This window comes from Pseudomonas fulva (assembly GCF_023517795.1).
Lineage (GTDB): Bacteria > Pseudomonadota > Gammaproteobacteria > Pseudomonadales > Pseudomonadaceae > Aquipseudomonas > Aquipseudomonas fulva_D.
Window position 1 is genome coordinate 2532426 of record NZ_CP082928.1, and the last position, 15167, is coordinate 2547592.

18 protein-coding genes are annotated in these 15167 nt (G+C 64.6%); 4 read left to right on the forward strand and 14 right to left on the reverse strand.

The window, feature by feature from the left end; genetic code table 11:
• Positions 1-47 precede the first annotated feature (47 nt).
• Together K8U54_RS11390 and K8U54_RS11395 are read left to right on the forward strand one after the other, a co-directional pair.
• A complete protein-coding gene (locus K8U54_RS11390) occupies positions 48-848 on the forward strand; it encodes a hypothetical protein (RefSeq protein WP_249910216.1) in 801 nt (266 codons plus the stop codon).
• A 15-nt stretch (positions 849-863) separates the two neighbouring features.
• Positions 864-1046, forward strand: coding sequence for a hypothetical protein (locus tag K8U54_RS11395; RefSeq protein WP_249910217.1), 183 nt, complete (start codon positions 864-866; stop codon positions 1044-1046).
• Between the two features lie 6 nt (positions 1047-1052).
• Here the strand turns inward: K8U54_RS11395 and K8U54_RS11400 are convergent, their stop codons facing one another.
• The 11 genes from K8U54_RS11400 to K8U54_RS11450 all read right to left on the reverse strand — a co-directional run bounded on the left by K8U54_RS11400 (position 1053) and on the right by K8U54_RS11450 (position 10417).
• Positions 1053-1376 carry a DUF3392 domain-containing protein gene (locus K8U54_RS11400; RefSeq protein ID WP_249910218.1) on the reverse strand — a complete coding sequence of 108 codons (324 nt, stop codon included), beginning with the start codon at positions 1374-1376 and terminating at the stop codon, positions 1053-1055.
• A gap of 80 nt (positions 1377-1456) precedes the next feature.
• Complete coding sequence (gene hemW, locus K8U54_RS11405; RefSeq protein WP_249910219.1) at positions 1457-2611, reverse strand: radical SAM family heme chaperone HemW; 1155 nt, start codon at positions 2609-2611, stop codon at positions 1457-1459.
• Positions 2612-2852: 241 nt separating this feature from the next.
• On the reverse strand, positions 2853-3446 hold the full coding sequence (rdgB, locus tag K8U54_RS11410; RefSeq protein ID WP_249910220.1) for an RdgB/HAM1 family non-canonical purine NTP pyrophosphatase: 594 nt from the start codon (positions 3444-3446) through the stop codon (positions 2853-2855).
• Positions 3443-3847: a DUF4426 domain-containing protein gene (locus tag K8U54_RS11415; protein WP_249910221.1), complete on the reverse strand. Its 405-nt coding sequence runs from the start codon at positions 3845-3847 to the stop codon at positions 3443-3445. The genes rdgB and K8U54_RS11415 overlap by 4 nt, the downstream gene beginning before the upstream one ends.
• An 8-nt stretch (positions 3848-3855) precedes the next feature.
• Positions 3856-4476, reverse strand: a complete 621-nt coding sequence (gene metW, locus K8U54_RS11420) for a methionine biosynthesis protein MetW (protein ID WP_075928463.1) — start codon at positions 4474-4476, stop codon at positions 3856-3858.
• A 2-nt stretch (positions 4477-4478) separates the two neighbouring features.
• Complete coding sequence (gene metX, locus K8U54_RS11425; RefSeq protein WP_249910222.1) at positions 4479-5618, reverse strand: homoserine O-succinyltransferase MetX; 1140 nt, start codon at positions 5616-5618, stop codon at positions 4479-4481.
• A gap of 122 nt (positions 5619-5740) precedes the next feature.
• Positions 5741-7723, reverse strand: a complete 1983-nt coding sequence (locus K8U54_RS11430) for a dynamin-like GTPase family protein (protein WP_249910223.1) — start codon at positions 7721-7723, stop codon at positions 5741-5743.
• 108 nt (positions 7724-7831) lie between these two features.
• Positions 7832-8128 (reverse strand): DUF167 domain-containing protein, encoded by a 297-nt coding sequence (locus K8U54_RS11435; protein ID WP_249910224.1) that lies wholly within the window; start codon positions 8126-8128, stop codon positions 7832-7834.
• Positions 8129-8273: 145 nt separating this feature from the next.
• Positions 8274-8864 carry a YggT family protein gene (locus K8U54_RS11440; RefSeq protein WP_111461365.1) on the reverse strand — a complete coding sequence of 197 codons (591 nt, stop codon included), beginning with the start codon at positions 8862-8864 and terminating at the stop codon, positions 8274-8276.
• An 11-nt stretch (positions 8865-8875) separates the two neighbouring features.
• On the reverse strand, positions 8876-9694 hold the full coding sequence (gene proC, locus K8U54_RS11445) for a pyrroline-5-carboxylate reductase (RefSeq protein ID WP_249910225.1): 819 nt from the start codon (positions 9692-9694) through the stop codon (positions 8876-8878).
• 36 nt (positions 9695-9730) lie between these two features.
• Positions 9731-10417: a YggS family pyridoxal phosphate-dependent enzyme gene (locus K8U54_RS11450; RefSeq protein ID WP_249910226.1), complete on the reverse strand. Its 687-nt coding sequence runs from the start codon at positions 10415-10417 to the stop codon at positions 9731-9733.
• 136 nt (positions 10418-10553) lie between these two features.
• Between K8U54_RS11450 and K8U54_RS11455 the strand changes: the two genes are divergently transcribed.
• Positions 10554-11588 carry a type IV pilus twitching motility protein PilT gene (locus K8U54_RS11455; protein WP_070885862.1) on the forward strand — a complete coding sequence of 345 codons (1035 nt, stop codon included), beginning with the start codon at positions 10554-10556 and terminating at the stop codon, positions 11586-11588.
• 65 nt (positions 11589-11653) lie between these two features.
• Complete coding sequence (locus K8U54_RS11460) at positions 11654-12799, forward strand: PilT/PilU family type 4a pilus ATPase (RefSeq protein WP_070885863.1); 1146 nt, start codon at positions 11654-11656, stop codon at positions 12797-12799.
• Between the two features lie 271 nt (positions 12800-13070).
• Here K8U54_RS11460 and K8U54_RS11465 read toward each other — a convergent pair whose 3' ends face one another.
• From K8U54_RS11465 to K8U54_RS11475, 3 genes are all read right to left on the reverse strand, one after another.
• Entirely contained in the window at positions 13071-14357 is a 1287-nt protein-coding gene (locus K8U54_RS11465) for a HipA domain-containing protein (protein WP_249910227.1), read from the reverse strand.
• Positions 14354-14605: a helix-turn-helix domain-containing protein gene (locus K8U54_RS11470; RefSeq protein ID WP_249910228.1), complete on the reverse strand. Its 252-nt coding sequence runs from the start codon at positions 14603-14605 to the stop codon at positions 14354-14356. The genes K8U54_RS11465 and K8U54_RS11470 overlap by 4 nt, the downstream gene beginning before the upstream one ends.
• A gap of 126 nt (positions 14606-14731) precedes the next feature.
• On the reverse strand, positions 14732-15034 hold the full coding sequence (locus K8U54_RS11475; protein ID WP_249910229.1) for a hypothetical protein: 303 nt from the start codon (positions 15032-15034) through the stop codon (positions 14732-14734).
• Positions 15035-15167 lie beyond the last annotated feature (133 nt).

Below are 15167 nucleotides of genomic sequence, written 5' to 3' on the forward strand. Positions count from 1 at the left end.
TTAAGCTCTGCCACGAAAATAGCCCCTCGAGCTTACCAAGGACATCCATGATCCCCATCAACCCATTGGCCATGATGCTCGGATCGTTGTTCCTGCTGGTCTCCCTGATTTGCGTCGCGGCGCTGGCGGCGCTGCTGATTGCCTGCCTGAATGCCCGCTCCCGACGCTTTATCCGGGCGCACCCCTGGTGGTTTGGGCTGCTTGCCATATTCCTGGTCGCCGGCAGCCTGCCCACCGTCGGATTTCTGCGCTGGCAGGCACAGCACTGGCTCGCCCAGCGCGCGCTCAGCCCTCGTCTGGAGAGTCAACAGGTGCTGGGCGAACTGGTGTTGCCGGCCGGTACCCGGGTATGGCTGGAGCGCCTGGAACCCGGCAAGCACCTCAGTGGCGAGCCATTACCCCATGGTCTGCAGAGCCTGCAGCGCGCCGAGTTCGATGGCCAGCCCGGCCTGGTGCAGGGCGCCGCCGTGCGGCGCCTGGACCTGGGCGACACGCTTGCCGAGGTCAGTCTGGTCGACGATGCCGGGCTGGGTGGTTGGCAGTGCTCGGCGCAGGCCCCGGTTACCTTCGGCTATCCCGCCGGCGCACGGTTTGCGCCCCAGCAATGGCGGCTGGAGGGCTGCACGCTGGCTGCCGGCAGCCAGGTCGCCGGCATCCTCTGGCCGGGGCCGATGACCGTGCACGCGGTGGAGAAGGGCCGTTGGCAGCTGGAAACCGACAATACGCCGGTGCGTTTCCAGGGGCTCGAGGTACGGCTATGGAACCTGTGGCTCGACGGGCCCTATGGCGCGTTGCTGGACTGGCAGGCCGAGTTGACCGAGCCGGTCGAGTTCGGCCCCATGCAGTAGCCCGCGGCCACGCGAGTGCGCGCCTTTCACGGTAACCTGCTGTTCAGCCCGCTGGTCGAGGCGCCCGCGGTCGATCGCCGTAGTGGCAAGCCCATCGAGCCCGACCTGTCGGTCGAGCAGGATGCTGGCGGTGAGGTGCTGGGCACCCACCGCAATGGCGACGTGGGTGTGATCGACTGGATCAGAATCGTGCCTTGAAGCGGCTCAACTGCGATCGGCCAGCACGCCGATCAGGAACATCACCACCAGCAATACCGGCGCCAGGGTGTAGTTGTTGAAGTGGCCCAGCAGCTGGGTGAGCAGGGGCGTCAGGTAGACCAGCGCCAGGCCGTAGCCGACCACGCAGACCGCGACGAATATCAGGGTGCGCAGCACGAAGTTGAGGCTGCCGATGCGGCCCTGTATCCAGGCGTTGATGGCCGGGCCGAACAGCACCAGCAGGGTGGCCATCAGGCCCAGGGAAATCTCGCCGAGGTGGCCACGGCTCCAGCGTGACACGGTGGCGATCAGGTCCAGCACATAATCCATGGTTGCTCCTCTGGCATGACGGGTTGAATCCTGCTGCCTGGGATCATCCGGCGTGCCGTTGGTTCGCGGGCACCGGTGATTCAGGGCAGAAAGTACTGCAGCAGATCATTGAGAAACAGCTGACCTTCACGGGTCGCCGCCAGGCGTGTCGGGTCCTTGTGCAGCATGCCGCGTTGCTCGACCTGGGCGCGGGCCTCTGCCAGGTGCTCGAGGGGCAGGCCGGTGCGCTGGCTGAACAGTTCGGCGGCGCAGCCATCGGTCAGGCGCAGCACGTTGATCAGGAACTCGAACGGCAGCTCGTCGACGCTGAGGGCGCGCTCGCCCGCGCTGTATCGCTTGGCGGGGTCGAGGTAATCCTTGGGCAGGCGGGTTTTCCAGGTGCGGCTGATGCGCCCTTCCGGTGTGCTCAGCTTGCCGTGGGCGCCGGCGCCGATGCCGAGAAAATCACCAAAGGTCCAGTAATTCAGGTTATGCCGCGCCATGCGGCCGGGCTGCGCGTAGGCCGAGACTTCGTACTGGGCGTAGCCATGTTCGGCGAGCAGCGTCTGGCCGGCTTCCTGGATGTCCCACAGGGTGTCGTCTTCGGGCAGCACCGGTGGCTGGTTCCAGAACACCGTGTTCGGCTCCACCGTCAGCTGATACCAGGACAGATGGGTCGGCGCCTGGGCGATGGCGATGCGCAGGTCGCCCAGGGCGTCATCCAGGGACTGATCCGGCAGGCCGTGCATCAGATCCAGGTTGAAGTTGTCGAAGCCGGCGGCCCGGGCCATGTCGGCAGCGCGCACGGCTTCGTCACCATCGTGGATGCGCCCCAAAGCCTTGAGCTTGTCGGCCTGGAAGCTCTGCACACCGATCGACAGCCGGTTGATGCCCAGGCGCCGGTACGCGGCGAATTTCTCCTGCTCGAAGGTGCCGGGGTTGGCCTCCAGGGTGATTTCGATATCGGCCACGAACGGGATGCGCCGCTCCACGCCGTCCAGCAAGCGGCCAAGGGCCTTGGCGGAAAACAGGCTGGGCGTGCCGCCGCCAAAGAAGATCGAGGTCAGCGCGCGGCCATGGGCCTGGGCCAGGTCAGCGTCGAGATCGGCGAGCAGCGCATCGACATAGGCCTCTTCCGGCAGGTTGGGGCCGGCGGCGTGGGAGTTGAAATCGCAGTAGGGGCACTTGCGCACGCACCAGGGAATATGGACGTACAGGGCCAGGGGCGGCAGCTGGAACACGGGCTTCTGGATCACGGCAGGGTGGTTGCGGGGCGCTATCGTGGCACGAGTTGGGCAAACTGCCAAAGTGCGTGGACGAAACGCCCCATTTGAAACCGCTTGGAGCCTGTTCAAAGGCTCGCGAGCTAGAGCAATGCAAGGCCTAGGCGGCCCCACAAAAACAGGCGAGGACGCGGAGTTTACGAGCTGTAAATGAGCAGTCCGAGGCTGTTTTTAACGCCGCAGTGCCGACGCGCAGCAGACTTTGAACAGGTTCTTACAAACCCAGGCGCTGCTTGAGCAACTTCATGGCGATGGCGCGGTGGCTGAGCTGATTCTTGTCGGCCGCAGGCAGCTCGGCGCTGGAGCACTGGCGCTCCTCGACCCAGAACAGCGGGTCGTAGCCAAAGCCGTGCTCGCCGCGGGCTTCGTGGAGGATGCGGCCGTGCCACAGGCCTTCGCAGAGGATCGGCAGCGGATCGTCGGCATGCCGTACCAGGGCCAGGCAGCAGACGAACTGGGCGCCGCGCGCGGCATCCGGCACATCCTTGAGGGCCGCCAGCAGCTTGGCGTTGTTGGCGGCATCGCCCTGGCCATCGGCGTAGCGGGCCGAATAGATGCCCGGTGCGCCGCCGAGGAAGTCCACCGCCAGGCCGGAGTCGTCGGCCAGTGCCGGCAAACCGGACAGGCGCGAGGCGTTGCGGGCCTTGAGAATGGCATTCTCGACGAACGACAGGCCGGTTTCCTCCGGCTCCACCTGGCTGAATTCACCGACCGAGCGCAGGCGCACGCGGTCGCCGAGCATGGCTTGCAGTTCCTTGAGTTTGCCGGCGTTGTGGCTGGCGAGGACGAGTTCTGGGAAAGGCATCATGGCTCCGGAAAGAGTTCCTGGTTGAAGTCCAGGCGCTGGCCGTTCACCTGCAGGTTGAACAGCAGCACCTCACGGGATTGGAGGGGAAACTGCGCCAGGTAGGAAACGAATTCGCCCTCGCGCTGTTCGACGAAGGTCAGCGTCTGGCCGTGGCCAAGCACGTTCTTCACCTCGCCGCTGATCTCTGCTGTCGTCGGCTTGCCGCCGCGCAGCACGCTGATGTTCAGCACCCCCAGCGTGGCGCTGCGCACCAGGCCACTGGCCTGGGCGATCTGCGGCTGCAGGTAGTTGGCGTTGAAGGCGCTGTAATGCACCTGCAGGTCACCGAGGCGCTGCATGCGGTTGTCGGCCAGTGCCGGCAGGCCCAGGCTCAGAACGATCAACATGGCGAGCAGGCGCATGGGGCGGCCTAGTTGGCGATGCGCACGTCGTGCGCATTGTGGCCGCTGATGCGGTAGATGCCGATCTCGCCCAGCAGATTCGGCCAGGCGCGGCTGGCCCAGCCATGCCGGTGCTCGCGGTCCACGGCCAGGCGATCGAGTACCCGGGCGCTCTGCTGGTGGCACAGGCGCTCGAAGTCCTCGAAGGTGCAGAAGTGGATGTTCGGCGTGTTGTACCAGGTGTACGGCAGGAAGTCGGAGACCGGCATGCGGCCCTTGCTGGCCAGGTACCAGCGGCAGCGCCAGTGGCCGAAGTTAGGAAAGGTGATGATGCAGGTCTTGCCGACGCGCAGCATCTCGGCCAGCACCTTGTCGGGAAAGTGCAGCGCCTGCAGCGATTGGGTCATGACCACCACGTCGAAGCTGTCGCTGGCGAAGTTGCCCAGGCCTTCGTCGAGGTTCTGTTCGATGACGTTGACGCCCTTGCCGATGCATTGGGCGATCTTGTCCGGGTCGATCTCCAGGCCGTAGCCGCTGACCTGCTTGTTGGCGCCCAGCCAGGCGAGCAGTTCACCGTCGCCGCAGCCCAGGTCGAGGACGCGGCTGCCGGCGGGAATCCATTCCTGGATGATCTCTAGGTCGGCGCGCATGCTTATACCTCGATCCGTTTCATGTAGCTGGCAAAACCCTGCAGGTAGCGGGGGATCGGCATCAGGAAGGCGTCGTGGCCCTGGGGCGCATCGATCTCCAGGTAGCAGACGTTCTTGCGGGCGGCGAGCAGGGCGTCGACGATCTCCCGCGAGCGCGCTGGCGAGAAGCGCCAGTCGGTGGTGAACGACATCACGCAGAAGTCCGCCTTGGCCTTGGCCAGGGTCTTGGCCAGGTCGCCGTCGTGCTCGGCAGCCGGGTCGAAGTAGTCCAGCGCTTTGGTCATCAGCAGGTAGGTGTTGGCGTCGAAGCGCCCGGAAAACTCCTCGCCCTGGTAACGCAGGTAGCTCTCGACCTGAAATTCCACGCTGTGGAAGTCGTAGTTGAGCTTTTCGTTCTTCAGGCCGCGACCGAATTTCTCGCCCATGGCGTCATCGGACAGGTAGGTGATGTGGCCGACCATACGCGCCAGCATCAGGCCGCGCTTTGGGATCACGCCCTGGTCCTGGAAGTGCCCGCCATGGAATTCCGGGTCGGTGAGAATCGCCTGGCGCGCCACTTCGTTGAAGGCGATGTTCTGCGCCGAGAGCTTCGGTGCCGAGGCGATGGCCAGGCAATGACGCACGCGCTCCGGGTAGCTGATGGTCCACTGCATGGCCTGCATGCCGCCCAGGCTGCCACCGACTACGGCAGCCCACTGATGGACGCCCAGCAGGTCGGCCAGGCGCGCCTGGCTGTTGACCCAGTCTTCCACGGTCATTACCGGGAAGTCGGCACCGAACGGCTTGCCGGTGGCCGGGTTGATGTCCGACGGACCGGTCGAGCCGTTGCAGCCGCCCAGGTTGTTGAGGCTGACGACGAAGAACTTGTTGGTATCGATCGGCTTGCCGGGGCCGATGCAGCTGTCCCACCAGCCCGGCTTGCGGTCGTCGACGCTGTGGTAACCGGCGGCATGATGATGGCCGGACAGCGCGTGGCAGATCAGCACCGCGTTGCTGGCGCTGGCGTTGAGCTCGCCGTAGGTTTCATAGGTCAGCTGGTAGTCGGCCAGGCTGCGCCCGCAGGCCAGCGCCAGCGGCTCGGCGAAGCGGGCGATCTGCGGCGTTACCAGGCCAACGGAGTCTTGAGGAAAAACAGTCGACATCGACTCTGCTCGGCTAAGAAAAGGGATGTGGGAAAGTGCAGCAGTCTAAAGAGCGCGCCTGTCAGCGGCAAGGAAACTGCTGGCCGCGCTAGCCTAGCCCACTAGCGCGGCGGCATCCGGGGCTATTCGGCACTGCCGATCGGACGCGGTATGCCCTTGAGGGTGACCACCTTGGCCTGGCGCTGGATGGGCGCCGGGCGGCGCATCACGCGCAGCATGTCGCCGGCCTGGCCCAGTTGCCCCTTGAGCTCCTCGGCATACTGGGCCAGCTGCTGGTGGCGCTGGCGCCCGTGCTGGGTGTCCTGGGCCAGGGCCTTGAGGCGCAGCATGTGGCCTTCCAGCAACTGCTTGTGCTCCAGGGTGTGCTGCATCAGCGGCATCAGCGCCTCGTCGGCCCAGCGCTCGGCATCACGGCGCAGCCGGCGGTGCAGGCCGATGACTTCCTGCACCAGGGTGGCGAAGAAGCGGCGGCCGAGGCTGCGCTGCTCGGTCAGCAGCGCCTTCAGCCCCAGGCGGAAACGGTCGCCCTTCTTCTGCAGGTGGCGCAGTTCGCGCACGTAGTCGGTCAGCTCGAAGCGCGGCGCATCGGTCGCCTGCAGCGGGTTTTCCTCGTTGTGCCGGCGGTAGATGGCCTCGACCATGCGGTTGGCCATGTCGGCATCGTGGGACAGGCTGTGCAGGTCGTCCTCGACGGCTGTGAAGAAATTCAGGATCGACTGGTTGATGCCCAGGGTCGTCCAGGCGCCGTTGAGCTGGCGCCGCAGCAGGGCGAGGTGGGCTTCGAGCTTTTCCGCCTGGGCGGAGGTCTTCAGGCGTTCGCCCTGGTTGCGCAGCAAACGCTGGTTGGTACGCAGCGCCACCAGGCGCTTGTGGTGCAGGGTGTGGTCGTCCTTGGTACGGCTGGTCAGCTCCATCAGCATCTGGCCGTTGTCCTGGCGGCGCTCGTCGAGCAGCTCCAGCTGTTCGTTGACCTTGGCCAGGCGCAGACCGAGCACGTGCTGGCTGTTGTTGAGCATGGCCAGCACCTGGCGCACCACCCGTTCCTCGAGCAGCTGTTCCTTTTGCGCCACGATGCGTTCGCAGAGCAGCGTCTCCAGCTCGGCCATCTGGCTGCGGGCCAGCAGCGCCGGGTCCTGGCGCACCTTGGCGAGCAATGCCTGTTTGGCCGACAGCGGCAGAACGTCCCGGCCGGCGATGCCCAGGTGGCGGGCGGCCTGCATGCGTACCCGCTCGATGGCGTTGGCCACGAAGGCCTCGCCGGCCAGGTCGTCCCACAGCACGTCGATCTTGTTCAGCACCGCGTACAGGCAGCCCTGGCGATCCTCGTCGAGCGGTTGCACGTGTTGCTGCCAGATATCCAGGTCGCTGGCCGTCACGCCCGTGTCGGCGGACAGCAGGAAGATCACCGCCTGGGCGCTGGGCAGCATCGACAGGGTCAACTCCGGCTCGCAGCCCAGGGCGTTGAGGCCCGGTGTGTCGAGAATGCGCAGGCCCTGGCGCAGCAGCGGGTGATCGAAGTTGACGATGGCGTGGCGCCAGGCCGGTACCAGCACCTGGCCGGCTTGCTCGGTGCTTTCCAGGTTATCCGGGTGAAAGCCCAGGGCGATGGCCTTCTCCACCGGCATGCGCTTGCTGGCGGCGACCTGGGCGAAGGCCTTGGCCATGCCGTCCGGGTCGCTGGTGTCCAGGGCGACGTTCACCCAGTGGCGCGGCGTGCGCTTGAACTGCGCCACGCTGGCTTCGGCGATGCGCGTCTCGATCGGCAGCAGGCGGATATAGGGCTGCGCGGCGCCCGGATCGAAGAGAATCTCGGTCGGGCACATGGTGGTGCGCCCGGCCTGGGAGGGCAGCAGGCGCTGGCCGTATTCGGAAAAGAACAGGCTGTTGATCAGCTCGGTCTTGCCGCGGGAGAACTCGCCGACGAAGGCCAGGGTGATATGGTCGGTGCGCAGCAGGCGCAACGCCCGCTCCAGGCGCGCCTCGACACCCTCGCTGCTCAGCCGGTTATGGGCCAGCCAGCTGCGGTAGCGGGTGATCTCGCGGACCAGTTCGCGCTTCCAGGCGACGTAGGCATCGACCTGTTCACTGAGACGTTCCATGCTCATCGGTGGGTTCCCTGGCTGGGCATCGGCGTTGATGCGGGCTGCCGAGCATTATGGGAGGGCACGCGGCGGCGTCAATGGCGGCTGCTCGCAATGGCACCTGATGGTCGTTCAGGTCGGGCGAGCGGTCAGGCCGAGTTCGGCGGGCAATGTGGCGGGTGCCTGGATGCGCACGCGCTTCTGGCGGCTCTGCTGGCCGCTCAGCAGGCTGACCTGGCTCTTGGCGACGCCAAAGGCGCCGGCCAGAAAGGCCAGCAGCTGTGCATTGGCCTTGCCGTCCACCGGCGGGGCGGTGAGGCGAATCTTCAGGCGCTCGCCGTGCAGCCCGGCGAAAGCGTCATTGCTCGCCTTGGGCTGCAGGTGGCAGTCGAGGATCAGCGCGTCGCCGTCCCAGCGGTAGAAACTCATTGATTTCTAGAACCTGTTCATGATCTCGCGAGCTAGAGCCCTACAAGGCAAAAACAGGCGAGGACGCGGAGTTTACGAGTTGTAAATGAGCAGTCCGAGCCTGTTTTTAACGCAGTAGGGCCGACGCGCAGCAGATCATGAGAGCTCAGATCGCCAGGCTCAGGCCGCTGAACATACCGGTACTGATCGCCAGGTTGCGGATCACCAGCATGTCGATCAGGTTGAGGATCAGGAACGCCACGATCGGCGACAGGTCCAGGCCACCCAGGTTGGGCAGGATGCGGCGGATCGGTGCCAGCAGCGGTTCGCAGATCTGGTTGACCAGCAGGGCGGCCGGGTTGTGGGTGCCCTGGGCGACCCAGGAGAGGATCACGCTGATGATCAGGGCGAAGAAGAACACCTTGAGCAGCAGGGCGGTGACGCCAATGATTGACCACACCAGGATCAGCAGCGGATCGCCGACGCCGACGCCCATCAGCATCAGGGTCAGGGCCATCAGCACGAACTGCACGATCAGCGCCAGCACCAGGGAGGCCAGGTCGAGGCCGCCGATGCTCGGGATGATCCGGCGCAGCGGCTTGAGCAGCGGGTGGGTGGCGCGCACGATGAACTGGCTGAGCGGGTTGTAGAAGTCCGCGCGGACCAGTTGCAGGATGAAGCGCAGCAGCACGATCAGCAGGTAGAAGCTGCCGATGGTCTGCAGGATGTAAACGGCTGCGGTGTTCAGACCGATCATTGATTGTCTCCTTATTGACCCAGTTGTTCGGCCAGCTCGGCCGAGCGCCCGTCGGCGGCCGCGACGGCCTGCTCGACCAGGGCCTCGAAGCCGCCAGCCTGGAATGTCTTGATCGCCGCCTCAGTGGTGCCGGCCGGCGAGGTGACACGGCGGCGCAGCTCGGCGGCGTCGACGTCGCTGTTCAATGCCATCTGCGCGGCGCCCAGGGCGGTCTGCATCGTCAGCCTGGCGGCGACGTCGCGGGGCAGGCCGAGCTTCTCGCCGCTGGCGGTCATCGCCTCGATCAGCAGGAAGAAGTAGGCCGGGCCGCTGCCGGACACGGCGGTGACCGCGTCGATCAGTTTTTCCTCGTCCAGCCATACCGCCATGCCGACGGCACCGAGCAACTGCTCGGCTTGCTGGCGCTGTTCGCCGCTGACCTGGGCATTGGCGTACAGGCCGCTGGCGCCCAGGCGCAGCAGCGACGGGGTGTTGGGCATGCAGCGCACGATGGCGCGCGGGCCGAGCCAGTTTTCCAGGCTGGCGCTGCTGATGCCGGCGGCGATGGAGACGATCAGCTGGCCGGCCTGCACATGGGGCGCCAGGTCCAGGCACACGTCCTTCATGACCTGGGGCTTGACCGCCAGGACGATCACGTCGGCGTCACGGCAGGCCTCGGCATTGCTCGCCACCACGTCGATACCGTGCTCGGCGGTGATCTTCTCGCGTTGCTCGGCGCCACGGTCGCTGGCGCGGATGGCGCCCGCCGGCAGGCCCTGGGCGAGCAGTCCGCCGATCAGGCTGGCAGCCATGTTGCCGGCGCCGATAAAGGCGATGCGGGGAGTGGTCATGGTGAGGTTCCTGTCTAGAGGGTCGATATCGGTGATTCAGGCCTTGCCGTAGTCGCGTTCGCCAAACAGCGCCGTGCCGATGCGCACCCAGCTCGCGCCCTCGGCGATGGCCGCTTCGAGGTCGTGGCTCATGCCCATGGACAGGGTGTCGAGATCGAGGTTCAGCGCGTCCCGCAGTGCGCGCAGGCGGGCGAACGCCGCACGTTGCTCGGCCGCGTCATCGGTGGGCGCGGGGATTGTCATCAATCCGCGCAAACGCAGGTTGGGCAGTTGTGTAACCGCCTGTGCCAAGGCCGCGAGTTCCTCGGGCACGCAGCCGGACTTGCTCGCTTCGCCGCTGACGTTGACCTGCAGGCAGATGTTCAGGGGCGGTAGCTCGGCGGGGCGCTGGGCGCTCAGGCGTTCGGCGACTTTCAGGCGATCCACCGAGTGCACCCAGGCGAAGTGCTCGGCGATGGGGCGGGTCTTGTTGGACTGGATGGGGCCGATGAAATGCCAGGTCAGCGTCAGGTCTCCGAGCAGCGCCTGTTTGTCGAGCGCCTCCTGCAGGTAGTTCTCACCGAAATCCCGCAGGCCGGCCGCATGGGCTTCACGAATCGCCTCGGCGGGCTTGGTCTTGCTCACCGCCAGCAGCCCGACGGAGGAAAAATCCCGCTGCGAGGCTTGCGCCGCCTCACGGATCCGCACACCGACCTTTGCAATATTCTCTGCTATCGTGGACATTACCTGCGCCTGCCGCCTGAGCGTTTCTGCGGGCCCCACGGTGTTCTGCCAAGGGCGTGCTCGCGCAGCCGCCTGGTGATCCCCCAAGGCCCCAATCCTTAAGTTACGCGGCATTCTACCGTCATTAGGGAGTCCCATGGATATCACCGAGCTGCTCGCCTTCAGCGCCAAGCAAGGCGCGTCGGACCTGCACCTTTCCGCAGGCTTGCCGCCGATGATCCGTGTCGACGGCGATGTCCGCCGGATCAACCTGCCTGCCCTGGATCACAAGCAGGTGCACGCGCTGATCTACGACATCATGAACGACAAGCAGCGCAAGGATTTCGAAGAGTTCCTGGAGACCGACTTCTCCTTCGAAGTGCCGGGCGTTGCGCGCTTTCGGGTCAACGCCTTCAACCAGAACCGCGGCAGCGGTGCGGTGTTCCGGACCATTCCCTCGAAAGTGCTGAGCATGGAAGACCTCGGCATGGGCGAGATCTTCAAGAAGATCTCCGACGTGCCGCGCGGCCTGGTGCTGGTGACCGGGCCGACCGGTTCGGGCAAGTCCACCACCCTGGCGGCGATGCTCGACTACATCAACAGCAACAAGTACCACCACATTCTCACCGTCGAAGACCCGATCGAATTCGTTCACGAATCGAAGAAGTGCCTGATCAACCAGCGTGAAGTGCATCGCGATACCCACGGCTTCTCCGAAGCCCTGCGCTCGGCACTGCGTGAAGACCCGGACATCATTCTGGTCGGCGAGATGCGCGACCTGGAAACCATCCGCCTGGCGTTGACCGCCGCGGAAACCGGTCACCTGGTGTTCGGCACCCTGCACACCACTTCCGCCGCCAAGACCATCGACCGGGTGGTCGACGTGTTCCCGGCCGAGGAGAAGTCCATGGTCCGTTCCATGCTCTCCGAGTCGCTGCAGGCGGTGATCTCCCAGACCCTGTTGAAGAAGATCGGCGGCGGTCGGGTAGCGGCCCACGAAATCATGATCGGCACCCCGGCGATCCGTAACCTGATCCGCGAAGACAAGGTGGCGCAGATGTACTCGGCCATCCAGACCGGCGGTGCGCTGGGCATGGAAACCCTGGATGCGTGCCTGAAGAGGCTGGTTTCCAAAGGCCTGGTCAGCCGCGAAAGTGCCCGAGAAAAAGCCAAGACCCCGGAAAATTTCTAAGCCCTGCCGGCGGACTCGCTCCGCCGGCAATTGAACATCGCGCCAGCGCATTTAGGTAAGCATCCATGGAATTCGAGAAACTGTTGCGCCTGATGGTCGAGAAGGGCGGCTCCGACCTGTTCATCACCGCTGGCGTGCCGCCGTCGATGAAGGTCAACGGCAAGATCATGCCGGTGACCAAGACCCCGCTGTCGCCGGAAATGACCCGTGAGACCGTGCACGGGGTGATGAACGAGCAGCAGCGCCGGGATTTTGCCGAGAACCATGAGTGCAACTTCGCGATCAGCGCCCGTGGCATCGGTCGTTTCCGGGTCAGTGCCTTCTACCAGCGCAACCTGGCCGGCATGGTGCTGCGCCGTATCGAGACCAACATCCCGACGCTGGACGACCTCAAGCTGCCGGAGATTCTCAAGAAGCTGGCGCTGACCAAGCGCGGCCTGGTGCTGTTCGTCGGCGCCACCGGTACCGGCAAGTCCACTTCCCTGGCGGCGATGATCGGTTACCGCAACAAGAACAGCAGCGGCCACATCATCTCCATCGAAGACCCGATCGAGTACATCCACCAGCACCAGAACTGCATCGTCACCCAGCGCGAAGTGGGCATCGACACCGACTCCTTCGAAGTGGCGCTGAAAAACACCCTGCGCCAGGCGCCGGATGTGATTCTGATCGGTGAGGTGCGTACTCGCGAGACCATGGACCATGCCGTGGCCTTCGCCGAGACCGGCCACCTGTGCCTGGCCACTCTGCACGCCAACAACGCCAACCAGGCGCTGGACCGGATCATCAACTTCTTCCCGGCGGATCGGCAGAATCAGGTATGGATGGACCTGTCCCTGAACCTCAAGGCCATCGTCGCCCAGCAGCTGATCCCCACGCCCGATGGCAAGGGCCGCCGTGCGGTGATCGAGGTGCTGATCAACACCCCGCTGGCCGCCGACCTGATCCGCAAGGGCGAGGTGCACGAGCTCAAGGCGCTGATGAAGCGTTCCACCGAGCACGGCATGCAGACCTTCGACCAGGCGCTCTACAACCTCTACAGCCAGGGCGAGATCACCTACGAAGACGCCCTGCTGTACGCCGACTCGGCCAACGACCTGCGCCTGATGATCAAGCTCGGATCGGAAACCGATGGTGAGCACCTGACCAGCGTTTCCCAGGGGCTGTCACTGGAAATCAGCGACGAGGATCAGGGCCGGCGCTTCCGCTAAGCCTTGTTTGTTTCGGTCGTACGGAGCAAAACCCGCTCCGGCGGGTTTTTCGTTGGTCACTCGGGACTGCCTGTGCGGCAGTGGAGTTTCACCTCGGCAGGCTGGGCGGTGGCGGATATTTCTGAGCTGCCGATCAGGTAGCTCAGAAATATTGCTTTGCGCTTTTATGTTCTTTCGACTGCTGAGCAAGCAGCCTCATGTAAAGAAATCGCTGTGTTCTTTATGCGTTGAGCGAACCAGTAAAGAAAACGGCGTTTCTTTTACACGTTGTCTATTGCAGCCGAGCGGCCTGCTCTGCCACTAATGCCCGAATCGCCCGCAGGCAACGCATCTCGCCGGCAAAGGTGGCGCGCAGTTCCGGGCGTTGGGCTGCCAGTTCGGTATTTTCCTGCTGGGTCTGTGTCAGCAATTCATCGGTGTGCGCGACGATGCGTTCCTGCATGCGCTGCAACTGTGCGTTGGCCGGGGAACGTTTCAGGCCCAACGCTTCGGCGGCGTCGAGCAGATGCTGGCGGTCGATACGTGCGAGGTGCGACTCGCCAAGAATAGGCCAGGCCAGCGTGGTCGCATGGGGCCAGCGATCCTGGTCGAAGACACGGGTTTCGTAGACGGCTGTGCTCAGCAGGTCATAGAACGGCGATAACTGCTGGCCGCGTGAGCCGACCAGAAAGCTGATGTTCTTCAGGTGGGCATCGGTATTGCCGATCAGCACGTTGAACAGCAGCCAGTTGAACAGGCGAGTACGGGAGACTGCCGGGGCAGTGGTCAGCCCCAGTAGCTGAACCAGGCGCTCAATGCTGCCGGCCTGGTATTTGAAGTGGCGATCCAGGCCGAGCATCTGGCAAGCGTCGATGCTGTGCAGACGTTGCCAGGTGTCGCCCTGTACCTGGCGGTCGAAGCGTTCGATCAGGTAGATCGGCTGGGGCACGTAATGACGACTGACGTTGGGCACGGTCAGGCCGACGCGAGCGGCCAGGCGCATGCAGAACCACTCGTTGATCACCGAATGGGCGAAGGCGCGCTCGGGGTGATCCGGTTTGAGGATGTGCGTCGAGGGGGCGGCACCGACTGGCTCATATAGCTCGCCGTCTTTGAGCACCACAGCCAGCTTGTGCTGAGCGCCGGCCAGGGACATGCGCTTGTGGGCTTCGTGGGTCAGTGGCAGGCGCGGCATGGCGGCGATGCGTCTGGCCAATGCTTCGTCCGTCAGGGCGCGCAGTTCGCCTCTCGGCAGCGCCTCGCCCGGCGGCAGCAGGGTCAGTGAGCCGGCAGATTCGGCGCCGTAGTACGCCAGCAGGGTAAAGGCATCGCTGGCATCCAGGCGGGCGTCGGCGGCCAGTAACTGGCGCTGGCCTTCCTCGGGCAGCAGGTTGTCGAAGTACCACTGCACCGGGCGCTGGCTGCTGTTGTCGACGATGCTGCCCTGTGCCCGTGGCAGGCTTGGGCAGAGGTCGAAGGCGGCCCAGTCGTCGGCGTAGCGGAAGCTCCATACGCCATTGTCGTCGTACAGATGCCCGACTAGGCGATCACCGATCCAGGCCAGCAGCTCGCGCTTCATGCGTCAGTCTCACTGGAGGGAGCTTGCACCTCATCCGGCAGATCGACGATCAAGCGCAGGCCGAGGCCGTCAAGCACCTGAAACAGCTTGCCCCACTGCACGCTCTCGCTACCGCGTTCGACCTTGCCGAGGAAGTTCTCGCTGACGCCGATACTGCCGGCGGCGTCATCCTGGCGGATGTTCTGTGCCTTGCGTGTCCGACGTATCAATTCGCCAAGCTCAGTGGCGCTTTTGAGTGTGGTTTGCATGTTGAATCCTCACGGTTGTGAGGAATCTGGCACGTAATACCCGGTTAAGCAAGGAAATCCTCACAGTCGTGAGGATTGGTGGGCTTTTCACGGCATGGCGCGCGTTAATCCTTACGATCATGTGGATTAACGCTCACGAGTGAAGCCTAGGGCCTCATGCCACCGCCAGGAAAGGTCGGTCAGGGTGCCGCTGTAGTTGCGCTGGCAGTCGAGGCTGATCGGCCCGTAGCGCATGGCGCAGGTATGCAGGCTCAGGCCCTTGCGTTCGGCCAGGGCGGTCAGCTCGGCTTCATAGCCGTTGTGCCCCCAGCTGTGGATGCGTGGCCCGTAGTGCAGCGACAGATTGGTCAGCAGGTTTTTGTCCAAGTGTCGCCAGGTGCTGTCCTCTTCGTCGCGCTGGAAGAATTCGTCGTCACGCTCTGGCAGCAAGGCGTAGTTGAGCTGCGGGCGGCCTTTGCGAAAGCGCTGTTGGTGTTCACTGCCGTATGGGCAGCTCAGAATCCAACGCCGGCTCCCGGCACGAGGAACTGACCGTTCACTGCCGTATAGGCAGCTCAGAAAA